Source organism: Streptomyces sp. A5-4, from assembly GCF_051131715.1.
GTDB lineage: Bacteria > Actinomycetota > Actinomycetes > Streptomycetales > Streptomycetaceae > Streptomyces.
Genome location: NZ_CP178591.1, coordinates 7,327,248 through 7,340,761 on the forward strand (window position 1 = coordinate 7,327,248; position 13,514 = coordinate 7,340,761).

General features: G+C 72.0%; 14 protein-coding genes. 2 read left to right on the plus strand and 12 right to left on the minus strand.

The features are described 5' to 3' along the window. Window positions 1-8 precede the first annotated feature (8 nt). Window positions 9-491 (plus strand): hypothetical protein, encoded by a 483-nt coding sequence (locus ACLLJJ_RS34430; RefSeq protein WP_434598453.1) that lies wholly within the window; start codon window positions 9-11, stop codon window positions 489-491. A gap of 433 nt (window positions 492-924) precedes the next feature. Next, window positions 925-1,434, plus strand: a complete 510-nt coding sequence (locus ACLLJJ_RS34435) for an IS110 family transposase (RefSeq protein ID WP_434600594.1) — start codon at window positions 925-927, stop codon at window positions 1,432-1,434. Between the two features lie 83 nt (window positions 1,435-1,517). Here the strand turns inward: ACLLJJ_RS34435 and ACLLJJ_RS34440 are convergent, their stop codons facing one another. The 12 genes from ACLLJJ_RS34440 to ACLLJJ_RS34495 form a co-directional block, all read right to left on the minus strand. Continuing rightward, the gene (locus ACLLJJ_RS34440; RefSeq protein ID WP_434598455.1) at window positions 1,518-2,465 is read right to left on the minus strand and encodes a methyltransferase domain-containing protein; all 948 of its coding nucleotides are present in this window, start codon (window positions 2,463-2,465) and stop codon (window positions 1,518-1,520) included. 243 nt (window positions 2,466-2,708) lie between these two features. Next, window positions 2,709-3,605: a radical SAM protein gene (locus ACLLJJ_RS34445; protein ID WP_434598457.1), complete on the minus strand. Its 897-nt coding sequence runs from the start codon at window positions 3,603-3,605 to the stop codon at window positions 2,709-2,711. 24 nt (window positions 3,606-3,629) lie between these two features. Further along, window positions 3,630-4,322 (minus strand): PIG-L deacetylase family protein, encoded by a 693-nt coding sequence (locus tag ACLLJJ_RS34450; protein WP_434598459.1) that lies wholly within the window; start codon window positions 4,320-4,322, stop codon window positions 3,630-3,632. Continuing rightward, the gene (locus ACLLJJ_RS34455) at window positions 4,319-5,626 is read right to left on the minus strand and encodes a phosphodiester glycosidase family protein (protein ID WP_434598461.1); all 1,308 of its coding nucleotides are present in this window, start codon (window positions 5,624-5,626) and stop codon (window positions 4,319-4,321) included. Before ACLLJJ_RS34455 ends, ACLLJJ_RS34450 begins: the two co-directional genes overlap by 4 nt. Beyond that, window positions 5,623-6,645 (minus strand): phosphotransferase, encoded by a 1,023-nt coding sequence (locus ACLLJJ_RS34460; RefSeq protein WP_434598463.1) that lies wholly within the window; start codon window positions 6,643-6,645, stop codon window positions 5,623-5,625. Before ACLLJJ_RS34460 ends, ACLLJJ_RS34455 begins: the two co-directional genes overlap by 4 nt. Continuing rightward, the gene (locus ACLLJJ_RS34465; protein WP_434598465.1) at window positions 6,642-8,177 is read right to left on the minus strand and encodes a hypothetical protein; all 1,536 of its coding nucleotides are present in this window, start codon (window positions 8,175-8,177) and stop codon (window positions 6,642-6,644) included. Before ACLLJJ_RS34465 ends, ACLLJJ_RS34460 begins: the two co-directional genes overlap by 4 nt. After that, the gene (locus tag ACLLJJ_RS34470; protein ID WP_434598466.1) at window positions 8,174-8,797 is read right to left on the minus strand and encodes an LLM class flavin-dependent oxidoreductase; all 624 of its coding nucleotides are present in this window, start codon (window positions 8,795-8,797) and stop codon (window positions 8,174-8,176) included. Before ACLLJJ_RS34470 ends, ACLLJJ_RS34465 begins: the two co-directional genes overlap by 4 nt. 82 nt (window positions 8,798-8,879) lie before the next feature. Next, window positions 8,880-9,710 (minus strand): IS21-like element helper ATPase IstB, encoded by an 831-nt coding sequence (gene istB / locus ACLLJJ_RS34475; RefSeq protein ID WP_267719259.1) that lies wholly within the window; start codon window positions 9,708-9,710, stop codon window positions 8,880-8,882. Window positions 9,711-9,785: 75 nt separating this feature from the next. Beyond that, a complete protein-coding gene (gene istA, locus ACLLJJ_RS34480; RefSeq protein WP_283472000.1) occupies window positions 9,786-11,327 on the minus strand; it encodes an IS21 family transposase in 1,542 nt (513 codons plus the stop codon). A gap of 140 nt (window positions 11,328-11,467) precedes the next feature. Further along, window positions 11,468-12,079 carry an LLM class flavin-dependent oxidoreductase gene (locus tag ACLLJJ_RS34485; RefSeq protein ID WP_434600595.1) on the minus strand — a complete coding sequence of 204 codons (612 nt, stop codon included), beginning with the start codon at window positions 12,077-12,079 and terminating at the stop codon, window positions 11,468-11,470. Window positions 12,080-12,105: 26 nt separating this feature from the next. After that, window positions 12,106-13,146, minus strand: coding sequence for an Ldh family oxidoreductase (locus ACLLJJ_RS34490; protein WP_434598468.1), 1,041 nt, complete (start codon window positions 13,144-13,146; stop codon window positions 12,106-12,108). A gap of 77 nt (window positions 13,147-13,223) precedes the next feature. Next, complete coding sequence (locus ACLLJJ_RS34495; RefSeq protein ID WP_434598470.1) at window positions 13,224-13,457, minus strand: hypothetical protein; 234 nt, start codon at window positions 13,455-13,457, stop codon at window positions 13,224-13,226. Window positions 13,458-13,514: the final 57 nt, after the last annotated feature.

The following is a 13,514-nucleotide window of genomic DNA, read 5'->3' on the forward strand; positions in this document are numbered from 1 at the left end:
GACCGTTCATGACCAACGAGTCGAAGCGGTACACCCGCAAAGAGGTGGACCGGTTGGCAGCGCTGTCACGGGCCTACCAGGAAGCGCGCGCGGACATCACCGCCGCCATCGTGCAGGAGACCATGGCCGTCCTCGATCCGGAGCATCGAGCGGACGTCGGCGCACGCTTCGGCCTCTCCCCAGAGGAGCTCTCCCGCTACCGTCCCGAGGAAGTGCTACGGCTTCGGAACGGACACATTCACCGCGCAAGTCTCCGAAGCGCCGATGACGTGCTCGCTGATGTGATGCTGCATATCGAGTTGGGCCGCCTGAATCCGGGCGATCAGCTCCCCCCGCGCACGGCCTTCACCGCGACCTACCGGTGCGACAAGAGGACGCACAAGCAGGTCGTCGACCACCTGATCCGAGACGGCGTGATCCACCGCCCGGGAGGACAAGGCGGCCCGCTGTACGTCGCCCCACTCGACGCCGAGACCGGCCGCAACCACTGACGCCTGCCACGCTGATGTGTGAGGGCTCAAGACATCTTTGACGTTCTGTTCTCAGCACATCGTGGACGTCGTTGGCTCGTTGTTCCGCCCGGGAGAAGGGGCCGCGATCGAGCAGCGGACCGCCGCCCCGTGACGCACCCGGTCACCGGCGTCCCTCTGCCCGCCGACAAGTACCTGCTCCCCGCACTCACCGACCCGCCGAACACGCCGCCTACATCCGCACCCGCCACCATGACGCTGACCTCAGCCACACCGCCGGCGTCGTCCTGCTCTACCAGTCCTCCCTGGCCGATCAGGCCGACGCTGATCAGAGGTCCGGCCACCGTCCGGTCCGGCGCAATGCCGGACAGTTCGCGGGCTCGAACATCGCGCCTTCCCAGGGACGTTAACGGTGCCGGCCTCGGCTCGGGTGTCGTGCTTGCGCATCCACGTTATGCAGACCTGCCGGATCCAAGACGTGGGCGTGTTCCTCGGCCTGGACGTCGGCAAGTCAGCCCACCACGGGCACGGGCTCACCCCGGCCGGGAAGAAGGTCTTCGACAAGCCGCTGCCCAACAGTGAGCCGAAGCTGCGGGCTGTGTTCGACAAGCTGACCGCACACCTGCGGGACGAGGCCGCCACACCCGGCATCGCGGTCCGCCAAGGGTGCGTGTGGACCACCGATGCGCTGTACCGGGAAAGCGCCACCGAAGTACAGCAGTACGCGGCTGAGGGAGTCGTCGTCGCCGATCTGGAGGCGGCCGGTGTACTCGCTGTTGCCCGCTACCGACGGGTGCCAGCCGCGGCTACCTTCGCGGTCGCGGACTCTCTGGCCCGGCGTACGCCGCGCGGCGACGAACCCCAGACCCGCGACGCCCTCCTCCTCGCTCGCCGCGGCCACCCGCGTGCTCGCCAACCGGCGGGAGCCGCCGCCCAGCTCGATCGCCATCGCCTAAGCATGTGATCCCTTCGCGAAGGAGGGGCAGGTCCCTGTCGGTCCTACCAGGGTCACCACCGTGTCCGGCACGACTGCGACCCGGGCGCTGCTCAGGAGATGGCGGCCGACCAGCCCCTTCGCGAGAGGGTGGCGGCCCCTTCGGGGGTGATGGTCACCGCGGCGCCCCGGATGGGGAGGTCACCGTCCACGACGAGCCACGTGCGGATGCGATCAAGCCCGTCCCACAGCCGCCTCGGCCCGCCCTGGTGCACGGTCGGGGAGTCCCGGCGCTGCGCCGCTGTGGCACGGGCCCACGAGCCGTCTTCGTGCAGCATGTACACGGTGCGGGTGCCGTCGTCCGCAGTGTGCTGGCGGTGGCCGATGCCGGGTACGAGGACTTCGAGGGTGGAGCGCACGTCCCACGTGTCCGGCACGTACATCAACGGGTAGCGGCTGGTGCTGACGGTCTCGCCGTCGGCGTGCTGGGCGGTCTGCCACAGTGGCGCGTCGTCCGTGAGGATGTCGTCGTAGTCCTCGCCGTGCCGCGTACTCATGAAGCCGGCCGGCTCCGGCGCGACGTATCCGGTCGCCCCGCCGTCGCCGGTCTTGTCTGCGACAATGATCAACCCGGTCCGGGCGAGGGTGGTCACCAGCCGTCCGCCAGGGGCGAGTGCCTCCAGCCACGAGACGGGCACGGTGGGCATCGACACGGTGGAGACGATCCGGTCGTAGCTGCCGTCGGGAAGGGTCTTCGTCAGATCGCAGACCTCCAGTCGAGGGTGGTGGCCGGTGTCGGCGAGCCGCTGTCGTGCCGCCGAGACCAGGTAGGGGTCGATGTCCACGCTGGTGATGTGGTCGGCGCCGAGCCGGGCGCAGGCCAGAGCGGTGCCGTAGCCGCTTCCGGTGGTCACCAGCACGCGGGAGGCGTCGGCGATGCACGCGGACCGGTACATCAGCAGGACCAGCGAGGGCAGCGTGGAGGAGGAAGTGGGGTACTGGTCGGCTCGGCGGACGAGGGCCTGGCCCGGGCCTGCATGGTCGGCGTGATGGCGGCCCACGCGGGTAACGAGCGTGCTGTCGCTGTAGGCCTCCCGCAACCACTGCTCAGGGTCAGCGGCACCGTCGCGTAGGGACCATACGGGCCGGCCGTCGCTTCCACTCTCCCTAGTCCACCAGTGGGGAACGAATGGGTGACGCGGCGTGGTGGCCAGGGGTTCGTACCAGCGGGACTCCGGCCGGATGGCGGTGCTGGCTGCGAGCTGTCGTGCCGCTGATTCCCAGTCCATCGAGGTTCTCCCTGTTCAGCGCGCGGTGGTCGGGGTGATGCCGGAGGAGGGGTCGCAGGTGCCGCCGCCTTTGCACGAGTCGTCGTTGGGGCCGCAGTCGGGGCCGCACGGGTCGTGGCGACTGGCAGGGATGCTCGCGGCAACCTGGCGCCAGGACTGGGAGGCGAACACGTCTCGCAGCGTATTGGCCCGCACACTGCCGCCGGGCAGGAATCGGCCCAGGACGCACGGGGTGACGGTCCCGTCGGACAGGATCGCGGCCATGCCGTTGGCGCATCGGCCGCACAGTGCGGAGGTGGACGGTATGACTGTGCCCTTGGAGGCGTTGCCGACGGCACGGACACGGTCGGTGTGGATGTCCGTGATTCCGAGCTTCTGGAGTTGCGCGCGCGCCTCGGCGACGCGCTGTCCTTCCAGGACGTCGACGATCCCGACGCGGACGTGGATACCGCGGCGGTGTGCCTCAATGATGTTCCCGAGGGTGGCGGCGTGGGAGCCCTTGCGTCCGGTGACCTGGTCGTGGCCGTCGTCGGTATCAGCGTAGTAGGAGGTGGCGAGGCTGACGCCGGGCCGCGCGAAGAGCGCCCAGTGCTCGGCGCGGACGCGGTAAAGGTTCGAGTAGACGAGGACCTTGAGCCTTTCCGAGAGGGCGTGGTCGACGAGCTCGGCGAAGGCGGGGTGCAGCGTGGGCTCACCGCCGATCAGCTGGATCCGCTCCGTGCCGAGGGTGGCGGCCTCGCTGATGATGCGGCGCCACTCAGCGGCGGTCAAGGTGCCGTGCCCCTGGGTGGGGCCGGCCTCGGCGTAGCAGTGTGACCCGCAGGTCAGCTGGCAGCGCCGGGTGATTTCCAGTTCGAGGAACGTGGGTGTGCTCGGTGCTTTCGCCGCTGAGGATTCAAGCATGGCAGTCATGAGGTTCTTCCCTTCACGATGGCTTCACGGTCGGTTCGGGCCTTGCCCGCAGAGGGATCCGGGGCGGGTGGCGTGGATGATCTGGCGGGCGGTGCGGAACATCTCGGCGCCGTGGGCGCCGTCGGGGAAGCGTTCGACGACACGGTGGTGCACGTGCTGCCGGTAGGCCAGCGCGGTCAGGCCGCCGAAGACCGCCATGTCGAGCTGCTGCTGGGAGGCGAAGCAGGCCAGGGCGGCCTGCTTGGCGGCCAGGAGATCGGGGGTGCCGACGAAGTAGAGGTTCGGCTCGAAGTTCCGGCTGTAGGGGGAGCGGAAGTGGATCAGGTCGGCGGCTTCGCGTATCGCGACGGTGGTGGCCTCCTCGCCGGTGACGGCGTGGTCGAGGTGCTGGTCGTCGGGGTAGTGGGTGTAGACGACGTCGGGGCGCTCGGCGGCGAAGGCGTCGAACAGGGTGGCGTTGATGGCCCCGCGGTGGTCGGTGAAGCGGGTGTCGGGGATCTGGGAGAAGGTGTAGCCGCCGATGCAGAGGATCTTCGCGGCGGCCAGGCACTCGTCGCGGCGCGCAGCACCGTCGTCCCTCCCGGTTCGCCCGGCGCTCAGGCAGTGGACCCGGACGCGGTCGCCGGCGAGGACGTGGTCGCGGAGGCGCATGCCCATGGCGAGCTCAGCGTCGTCGGGGTGAGCGACGACGACAAGGACGGACCGGGCGGCGGTCAACTCGGCTCCTCCGTGGCGGTGATCTGCAGAGCGCTGTGCAGACGGCGGCCGTCGAGCCCTTGCCAGCGGAAGGACTCGTGTTGGTGGCGGGGCCAGCGCAGGTAATGGAGGCTGCCGACGGCGTCAGCCGGTCCGCGGCTGCTCCGGTAGGCGATCTTGGAGGTCTGGCCGCCGTCGAGGTGGAATACCGCCGCCGGGTCGTGGTCGGCGCGCTCGCACAGCTCGGCAACCTCCTGGACGGTGACGCCCCGGAAGGCGGGGGCGAGGGGAGCGCCGTCCAGGACGGTCAGGGTCAGGTGCCGGCCGTCGAGGGCGAGCAGGGTGCGGGCGTAGCGGGCGTCGGGGCGGAAGGGACTCGTCCCGAGGCTCTGGTCCCAGGCGGCGGTGAGTCCGGCGGCGGCGTTGGCGGCGGAGGGCCCGAGGGACAGGGCGCTGTCGACGTCGGCGGTGTCCAGGGTGTCGAGGGCCATGACGTGGACGGGCGTGCCCGGGGCGAGGTGGGCGGGCCAGGGCGGGTGGCTGCGCAGGACGTAGGCGCCGGCGAACAGGTCGGCGCCGCCGCCGGGGTACAGGGCGGTGATCCGCGGGCCGGTGGGGGTGGAGGTGACGGTGCAGTCGAGGACATCCGCGTTGCGGGGCGTGGTGTTGGCGGCTGCGTCGACGTCGCGGCGGAACCCGGTGCGGGGGTCGTCGTGGTAGCGGATGCGGCAGTTGGCCGCGCCGAACACGGCGAGGTGGCCGGGCGGGGCCGGGTGCGGCGGGGTTTCCTTGGATCCGGTCCAGGTGTGCGGGTGGCCGGCGACGGTGAGGGTGCCGGTGGCGGTCAGGGTACGCACGACCGGGCGGCCACGGTGGATGAGGAGGGCAGGCTTGGTGACGGTGGGCAGGCTGGCGGCGTGGTGGTCGCGGACCGCGAGGTCGAGGCAGGGCTCGGCGGGCTGGTAGTTGGGGTCGTCGGAGATGTAGGCGAAGGCGCCGGAGACCGCGGCGACGGCGGGCCCGGTGACGAGATGGCGCAGGTGAAAGCCGGCCGGGGAGGAGACGGGCCGGCACCGGGCTCGGTCGAGGTCGACGGTGAGGGTGTAGACGTTGGTGAAGCAGTCTTCGCCGAGGCCGACCGGGCGGGCGGTGAGGACCACGCCCGGTGCGGGGCGGCGGGTCCAGGCCGGGGTGGGGCGGGCGAACGGGCTCTGGTCGTAGGCCAGCGACTGGACGTCGTCGATATGGATGCCGCGGGCTCTCAGTTCGGCAAGCGGGACCAGGAGGTCCGGATGGTCACCGTTCGGGGCGGGGGGGAGGTTCACGCCGTCACCGGCCCGGAGGCTGCGTCCAGCAGGCCGGGAACGGTGAACGGCCCGGCATCCAGCAGGCCGCGCAGGGTGCGCCGCAGCCGCTCGGCGCTGGCGGGTGGGGCGGTCGGCGGGTAGGGGACGGTACGCGCCTCCAGCCGGTACAGCAGCACCCCGGCGGCCACCGTCGCGAGGAGCGCGTCGCCGCGCCAGGGCCACACCGGGCCGGGAAGGGTGGAGGCGTAGGCGTCGAGGAACGCGGCGGCGAGCGGGCGCAGGCGTGCGGGCCGGGCCGCGTGGTGCAGGACCAGATGGGCGAGGAGGTAGCCGGTGTCGAACAGCGGCGCACCGTGGTGCACATTGTCCAGGTCGACGAACGCGGTGTGTCCGGCGGCGAGGCTGAGGTTCTTCGGGCAGGGGTCGCCGAGGATCAGCTGCCGGCCGGGCAGGGCCTCCAGGCGGCGGCACGCCTGGTCGAGGGCGCGGTGGCCGCAGGCGCGCAGGCAGTAGCCGTAGGCGTGCTCGGCGCGGAAGATGTCGTCGCCGTCGCCGTCACGCAGCGGCGGCAGAGCTGCGGTAGCGCGGTGGATGCGGCCCAGGGCGGTACCCAGGCGCGTGCACTCCTCACCCGTGGCGTCGCGCTGGTCGAGGTGCTCGCGCCAGGTGCGGCCGTCGGGGAAGACATCGGTCATCACCATGGCGTGCGCTTCGGGCAGGAACGCCAGAGCGTTGGGGAACAGATCGGGCAGCAGGCCGTGGTGGAGTGTCAGGGCGCGGTGCTCGAGGGCGATCAGCGCCGGGTCGGTGGCGATGTGCGCGATGTGGGCGAAACGGCGGCCGCGGACCTTGACGATGACGTTGCCCGCCTCGCCGTGGACGCGGAAGACGTGGCTGACGTTGCCGTCGGTGCACGCCTGAACGCGGGTGAGACGTCCGGTGTGGGGGTGGCACGCGGCAAGGACTCGGTGCAGGTGCGGGCCGAGGACCGCGGCCAGGCCGGGCGCGGTGCGGTCGGCGGCGAGGGGTGCGGTCATCGTGCTGCTCCCAGGGCGGCGACAAGCCGTCCGGCGCGCTCGGCCGGGGCTGTGGGGCGGAAGTCGAGGACGACGGGGGCGGCGGGCCGCCCGCCGTCGGCCCAGCGTCGGCCCATCGACAGGTAGGCGGCGGCCATCAGACGGGCTGGCCGCCGGTGGTCGGCCAGGTCCGAGGCCAGCAGAGCGCGGGGAGTGCGGCCGGCGAGGTAGGAGAGGAATTCGGTGACGGCGCAGGTGCGGGCCGAGCGCTGGGTCGGCAGCACCGCACCCTCGCCGCTGCCCTGGGCGAGGTCGGTGAAGCCGAGTCTGCGATGCCGCTGCCAGTCGGGGCGCAGTTGGTCGTTGCGCAAGACGTGGAGCTCGATGTGGTCGGCGCCGCCCGCCGCCAGCCGGTCGGTCCCGTCCTGGTCGCCGTGGAGGGTCTGCAGGACGTGCAGGTGCAGGGCCTGGAAGGGCCCCTGCTGGACGATGTGGGTCTCCTGCCCGATCCGGCCGTTGCCTTTGTACAGGCCACCGGGCACCGGGTGGAGGCTACCGCGCTGGGAGAACGTGGTGTGGGCGAGGCTGTGACTGCCGAGCGCCATCACCCGTCCGCGGCTGCGGTAGGCGACGTTGAGGAACACGTCGACCTCGCCGAAGCCGGCGGTGAGCCGGTCCAGGTCCTCCCCGGTGTACGGGTTGCGGTCGGCGAAGCCGGGCAGCAGCCGTTCGTGGTCGGCGACGGTGAGCTGGGCGAGGAAGTCGGCAGGCCTGGTGCACGCGGCGTGTACCTCGATCTCGTCGATCTCCTTGCCCGGGCGCTCGCCGCCGGCGAGCCACCACGGGACGGTGTCGAAGTGGTGGTAGCCGGAGTGGGCGGCCTTGCCGTAGCCGCGATCGAAGCCGTGGTAGCCGAGCTCGACGAGTTCGTCCGGCAGCCGCCACTGGCCGTCGCCGTGGCTGGACTGGACGGAGGTGACCGGGCAGTTCGTGGCCTCGGCGACCTCACCGATCAGCTCCCGCACCCGGCGGAACGCGGGGTGCCAGCGGCGCTGACTCAGCACGCTGACCACCATCCGCGGATCGCGCCGGCACGCCGCCCGGTAGGCGGCCAGCAGGGTGTCGAAGTCGTCGGCGATCGCCATCGCGGCTGCCGGGTCGGTGGACGCGCCCGGGTGAACGGTCAGCGGCTTGTCCAGCAGCACCGGCAAGTCCCGCTCCATCGCCCACAGCGCATAAGGCAGGTGCACGGACGGCTCGGTCGCCACGACGACCGCGCCGATCCGCTCCCGCTCCACCACCCCGTCCAGCACCCGGCGCACCCCGCCGGGTAGGGCACGCCGGGAGGCGGGGAACGGCTCGACGGTGACGACGGGCATCCGCCGCGGCCGGCCGGGCGTGCCGTATTCGACCGCAGGGGCAGCGTGGAGCAGGTCGACGCCCGTGAGGGTCCCGGCCAGGCCCGTGTCCTGCGCGGCGGCCAGCGCGGGCAGGTGGTTGAGGAGGGCGTGCGGGCCGACACCGACGACCAGCACGTTCACCGCGGCGCTCACCGGCCCACCGCCACACGGCCGGCGCCGGCGCCGAGCAGCGGCAGCACGCCTTCGCCGACCTCGTAGGCCTCTTCCAGGTGGGGGAACCCGGACAGGATGAATTCCTCGATGCCGAGCGCCGCGTACTCCTTGATCCGGTCGGCGACCTCGCGGTGCGAGCCGACGAGCGCGGTGCCCGCGCCGCCGCGCAGCAGCCCCACCCCCGCCCACACGTTCGGCCACACCTCCAGATCGGACGTGTGGCCGCTGTCGCGGTAGGCGGCGTTCAGGCCGCTCTGGCGGGCCTGCCCGGTGGACTGGCTGCCGGCCAGGGTGGCCTGCACCCGGGCGACGTGCGCCGGGGCGATCCCGGTCAGCAGGCGCTCGGCGGCAGCCCAGGCCTGCTGGCTCGTGTCGCGGGCGACGACGTGGAACCGGATCCCGAACCCTGGGGCGCTGCGCCCGGCGTCGGTGGCCAGGGCGCGGATACGCTCCAGCTTGGCGGCGACGTCGGCAGGCGGCTCACCCCAGGTGAGGTAGACGTCCGCATGCCGGGCGGCGACCGGGGCGGCTTCGGTGGAGGAGCCGCCGAAGTACACGCCGGGCAGAGGGTCGGGGGGTGTCCACGGACAGTGGGACATCCGGGTGAGCGGACAGTTCAGGTCCTCGTGTGCGGACAGCTGATCTCCCTGTCCGGTATGACTATTTGTCCCTCGGTCGGGCTCAGGCCAACGGGGTGACACCCTGGCCTGTGGTGGCTTGGGTGAGCCGAAGCGAGGAGCCCTCGGTGAGGATGATGTGGGCGTGGTGCAGGAGCCGGTCGACGGCCGCGGTCGCCAGGGTTTTGGGCATGATCGAATCGAATCCCGAGGGGTGCAGGTTCGAGGTCACGATCACCGAGCGGCGCTCGTATGCGGCGTCGATGACACGGTAAAACGCTTCGGCGGCGGCCTGTCCGGACGGGAGCATGCCGATGTCGTCGACGACGATCAAATCGCACCGGGTGATCTTCGCGATGGCCTTGGTGACGGTGTTGTCGACGGTGGCCCGCCCCAGGTGGGTGGTCAGCGATTCCAGGGTGAACCAGGCGACCTGCATCCCGGCGTCGATGGCCTTGTGGGCCAGGGCCTCCGCCAGGTGGCTCTTGCCCGTCCCCGACGGCCCGGTGACAGCCAAATTCTCCGCGCGGCCGATCCATTCCAGGGTCATCAGTGCGTGCTGGGTGGGCAGCGGGATCGAGGAGTCGGCTTCCTTCCAGGACTCGAAGGTCTTGCCGGAGGGCAGGCCGGCCTGGCGGTGGTGGTTGCGGCGGGTGGCCTCGTTGCGGCCGTGGGCCTCGGCCTCCAGCAGGATCCGCACGACCTCGGCGGGGTCCCAGCGTTGGGCCCGGGCGGTGGCCAGTACGTCGGGGGCCGCCGCGCGGAGGTAGGGGAACCGCATCCTTCGCAGCACCGCGTCCAGCTCGGCCGGGATCGGCGGCGCGAGAGGCGCGGGCGGGACCGGGGACGGGGCGGGGATCAGCTCGGGCGGATCGATGACGGCTGTGGTGGCCATGGGCAACTGCCTTTCCTTGCTGGATGGTTCGGGACTGTCCGTTCCCGGGCCGCTTCGCGGCCCGGGAACGGGGGATCAGGTGGCGGGGCGGCCGAAGTCGGACCAGGCGCCGGTGCCGGGCTGCGCGGAGTGTGCCTCGTCGGCGACGACCAGGTCGGCGGGGCGGGCGGCCTCTTTGCGGTGCTGGACGATGGACATCAGGTCGCCCTCGGCGAAGCGCCGGTTGATGGCCGCCAGTCCGAGTGAGAGGTCGACTTCGGCGGTGCCGACCAGGGCGGCGAGCTCGACGGCGCCCGCCATCTTGACCCGGATCCGGGTGGTTCCGGCCGCGGCGGCCTCGATCAGCCAGGACTTCGCCCCGGGGCCCAGTGCCAGGAAGGCTTCCTCGGCGTCGTTGCCGGGCTTGACCTTGGGCGGGCGCGGGGACCCGTCCATCTCCTGGGGGTGGTCGGGGTAGTGGGCGGTGTCGATGACCGGACGCCCGGGCAGGGCGATCTGGTGCCGGGCGACCTCGGCCAGGCCGGCCGGGCCCTGCATCCACTCGGGGCGGTGGGCGAGCTGGGACAGGTCGCAGACCACGACGAGCTCGTCGCCGTCGACGCGCACCCACGCTTCCTGGCCGACCAGTCCGGGCGGGGTCGAGTAGCGCACCGACCCGAAGCGCACCGTCTGGTCCCGCAGCACCTGCCTCGACTCGCCCAGTGCGAGGGTGTGCGGGCCGGCGGGCAGCGCGTGCAGGCGGGTGCGCTCGATGTCGAGCATGGTGGAAGGGGCCCGGCCGGTCTCACGGTGGACCCGGTTGTTGACCTGTTGGCAGAAGATCGCGCAGGCCCCGCGCAGTTCGGCGAACGAGTCGTAGGCGGGCCGCAGGTTGGCGTCGGTGGGCACCAGGTCGGCCTTCGCGACGCGGACCGTGGCCTCGCTGCCGCCCTTCGATTCGGGGTCGAACGGCACACACGTATGTACTTGAAGGCCGTAGTGCCGTCCCGCGGCCACGATTTGGGGGTGGCGGACCGCGACACCGGCGACCCTGTCGATGGTCACCGTCTTCTCGTTGTCGGTCAGCGCATAGGTCGGCACTCCGCCGATCGCCCGCAGCATCGAGTCGACGCAGGAGATCAGCGTGGGCAGGGTCCGGTCCCAGACCGGGATCACCACCCGGAACCTGGACCAGGCCAGCCATGCGCAGAACAGCAGTGTCACGCGGGGCGCACCGCCGCCGGGACCAGGGACTTTCGGGCCCCATCCCCAGTCGAATTGGACCCACAGCCCCGGCTCGGTGATCCATGGGCGATACGTTCTGCGGTGCCCTGCGTCCCAGCGGCCCTTGGCGACCGCCACCGCCCGGCGCGTGGTGCGTTCATCGCCGGTGAACCCCAGCAGCACCAGGCGCTCGTGGAGCTTGTCCGCGCGGGCCTTGCCTTGCGAACGTTCCACCCATTCCTCGATCTTGGGAAGGAACGGGTCGATCAGCTTCGGCCGCATCACCGGTGCGTCAGATGGCTGACCGGTGTCCCTCATCCGTGCGTACCTGCGGACGGTCTTCGGGTCGACCCCGGCCAGTTGGGCAGCCGAATGCGCACACCCGGTGGCGTCCAGGGCCTCGTAGATTTCCATGATCTCCCTGCAAGACTTCTTCACGGTCCCTCCGGCGCGGTCCAGCTCGTTGTCCTCACACCAGCGAGCAAACCCCCGGAGGGATCACCAGTTCGGTACCTGGGTTCGAAAACACACGAACGGCCGTACCGACAGGGAGATCAGCTGTCCGCCAAGCGGGATCCAAAATGTCCGCCTACAAGGATCTTGCGCTGTCCGCTCTCAGGGGGTGAGAAGACGGCCGCGCCTTGTACGTCGTAGTGCGCGCCCTGGTAGTCGAACGGCTCGGGTGCCCAGGCGCCGCGCAGGATGGTCAGCCACTCGTCGGTGCGCGCGTAGCGGGCGGCCTTGTCGAGGTGGTCGCCGAAGCGGGCCTGCTCGGCCCGGTCGCCGCCGGTGACGACGTTCAGCAGCAGCCGGCCCCGGGTCTGCTGCTGGAACGTCGCGGCCATCTGCGCGGCGAGCGTGGGGGATATGGAGTCGGGACGCTGCGCGACCAGGAATTTCAGGCGCTCGGTGGCCTGGGCGAGGACGGCGCAGGTGATCCACGGGTCCTCGTTGAACGTGCCGGCGGGGGTGAGGATCGCGTCGAAGCCCATGTGTTCGGCAGCCTGCGCGATCTGGGTGAGGTAGCGCAGGTCGGGGGCGCGGTGCCGGTCGGCTCCGGGGCCGCCAGTCGCGGTGGTGTCATGGCCGGGTCCGTGGGTGCCGCGCATCCCGGTGGTCAGGGTGCGGCCGTCGCTGCCGGTCGGCAGGAACCAGTGGAACTGCAAGGGGGTCACGGGAGCTCTCCTGGTGATCAGTCGGAGGTGAAGTCGCCGGCGGCCCGGGCCGACAGACGGGCGAGGAGCGGGACAGGGACGGGGATGGTCCCGGTTCTGCGGGCGGCTGCCTCGCGGGCGCGGCCCCTATCGCCGGGCATGCGCCAGGTGCCGTCGGCCGCCGCGGCGGTGCGCAGCTGGTCTGCGAGGCGGGTGTTCGCGGCGGCCGCGTTTGCGTCGGGGGCGGCGAAGGTGGGGTCGAGGGCGATGAAGGCGTAGCCGGTGCTCCAGGTGGAGTCGACGTCGCGGCCCATGGGGAAGCCGAACAGGGAGCCGGTCAGGGTCTGCAGGAGCAGGGACAGCGCGAAGCCGCGGTGGTCGCCGAAGACGATCGCGGAGGAGGCGGCGTGGGGGTCGCGGGTGGTGCGGCCGTCGGCGTCGACGAAGCACTGCTCGGGCAGGGGCCGGCCCGAGCGGCGGTGCTCCCAGAGCACGCCCATCGGCGCGAGGGTGGTGCCCATGTCCGCGCTCACGGGTTCGCCGAGGGTGGGCAGCGCGAAGGAGAGGGGATTGACGCCGAGGACGGGAGTGGCGCCGCCGGCCGGGACGGCTTCGGGCCGGGAGGTGTTGGCGGCGATGCCGATCAGGCCGTGTGCGGCGATGGCCTCGGTGAATGTGGACAGGACGCCGTAGCGCTGGGTGTTGATGACCCCGACCAGGCCGACGCCGAGACGACGCGCCCGCTCGATGGCCGCGGCGGTCGCGAAGTGGGCGCTGAGCGGTCCGATCTCACGGTGGGCGTCGACGACGGCGAACGCGCCGCGTTTACGGACGATCTCGGGCGGGGCCTGCCGCTCGGGGAAGAGGCGGGACTCGAAGGCGAACTTCGCCAGCCCGTGGGAGGGCTTGCCGCGCAGTTCGCCGGTCAGGAAGTGGTCGGCCACCCGGCGGCCCGCGCCGTCGGGGACGCCCGCGGCCGTGCAGGTGCGGGCCATCAGGTCCGTGACCTCGGCGATCGGCACCTGCACGCTCGCCGGGTCGGCGGGCGCGGCGCGGGTGGAGGGGGCGGTGTCGGACATGGGACTCCCGTTCGGCGGCATGCGGGGCGGGACCGGCCCAAGCGGGCGGCCGGTCAGGGGGCGGGGGCCGGGGCGGATCAGGTGCGGGCGCGGGTGTGGAAGCGGTGCCAGGTCATGGCGGAGCGCAGCTGCCCTTCCCGCTCGGTGCGGCGCTCGGGCGGGCAGGTGGCGGCCTGCTCGGCGCGGCGCCGGGTGAGGGCGGTGACGAAGGTGCCGGCCGCGTCGGCGGGCGCGGCGGCGCGCAGTGGCTGCGGGACGCCGCCCCACACGCTGGACGCAATGACGAGGGGCAGGTCGGGGGCGAGGGGCATCGGGCAGCTCCTGATCCGGGTCTCTGCGGGAAGAGGGCGAGGAGAGCGCGGCCCCGG

Coding starts and splice junctions, on each gene's coding strand:
- ACLLJJ_RS34435 (WP_434600594.1), top strand. CDS start 925: ATGCAGACCTGCCGGATCCAAGACGTGGGCGTGTTCCTCGGCCTGGAC.
- istB (WP_267719259.1), bottom strand. CDS start 9,710: ATGGCCACCACAGCCGTCATCGATCCGCCCGAGCTGATCCCCGCCCCG.
- ACLLJJ_RS34470 (WP_434598466.1), bottom strand. CDS start 8,797: ATGTCCCACTGTCCGTGGACACCCCCCGACCCTCTGCCCGGCGTGTAC.
- ACLLJJ_RS34430 (WP_434598453.1), top strand. CDS start 9: ATGACCAACGAGTCGAAGCGGTACACCCGCAAAGAGGTGGACCGGTTG.
- ACLLJJ_RS34495 (WP_434598470.1), bottom strand. CDS start 13,457: ATGCCCCTCGCCCCCGACCTGCCCCTCGTCATTGCGTCCAGCGTGTGG.
- ACLLJJ_RS34445 (WP_434598457.1), bottom strand. CDS start 3,605: ATGACTGCCATGCTTGAATCCTCAGCGGCGAAAGCACCGAGCACACCC.
- ACLLJJ_RS34490 (WP_434598468.1), bottom strand. CDS start 13,146: ATGTCCGACACCGCCCCCTCCACCCGCGCCGCGCCCGCCGACCCGGCG.
- ACLLJJ_RS34460 (WP_434598463.1), bottom strand. CDS start 6,645: ATGACCGCACCCCTCGCCGCCGACCGCACCGCGCCCGGCCTGGCCGCG.
- istA (WP_283472000.1), bottom strand. CDS start 11,327: ATGGAAATCTACGAGGCCCTGGACGCCACCGGGTGTGCGCATTCGGCT.